We start from the raw sequence: 620 nt of genomic DNA, 5'->3' as shown, positions 1-620 counted from the left end.
GCGGTTTCGGGTGGCGCAGCGGTGGACGGTTCGGCACGTCCCACGGGGTCGCCTGAAAACGGTTGCGGTAGCCCTGATGGAAATCGTCTTTCAGCGCGGTGGTGTCGCTGGTCACCGATTCTTCCAGCACTTGCGGCTGCTTGCCTTCGTGCAGGACTTCGGTCAGCAGCCACAGGTCGTTCCACTTGGCCTTCGGGTGTTCGGTCAGGGCAAGGAAATGGCCGCTGACCAGCAGTGGCTGGTCGCTCTTGCCTTCGGCGAGCTGGAAGTCGCTGCGGTGACGTTCGAGGGCGCGTTTGGCCAGGTGCTTGCCGCGCTCGCGGTCGATGAAGCGGCCCGGGTAATCGTAGTCTTCGAGATCGGGCAGGGCGTCGCCGCGGTTTTCGCTTTCCAGGGTCAGGCGCGGTTTTTCGAAGTCGTAATCGCGGCGCGTGGTACGGCTGGTGCGGGTTTCCAGGCGCAGGTCGAAACGCTTGATCACCGGGTTACTGGCGACCATGCCGGAGTCTTGCTGGTAGGCCACAGGCTTGAGTTTCGGGAACACCGTCTGGTCATCGCCGAACACCAGCTTGTGCGCCGTGGCGCTGTGCTGGAAGTGGTAGTGAATACCTTCTTCCTCG

At 62.9% G+C, this 620-nt stretch carries 1 protein-coding gene; it reads right to left on the bottom strand.

Translation table 11 applies throughout. The annotated features are described in order from the left end of the window. A partial coding sequence (tssI, locus tag J1G18_RS28555) for a type VI secretion system tip protein TssI/VgrG (RefSeq protein WP_223009611.1) occupies positions 1 to 620 on the bottom strand: 620 nt, incomplete at both ends.

The organism is Pseudomonas sp. MIS38, assembly GCF_019891575.1.
GTDB classification, from domain to species: Bacteria; Pseudomonadota; Gammaproteobacteria; order Pseudomonadales; family Pseudomonadaceae; genus Aquipseudomonas; species Aquipseudomonas putida_A.
The sequence above is the reverse complement of the archived record's forward strand: the minus strand, read 5'-3'. Positions and strand labels throughout refer to the sequence as shown.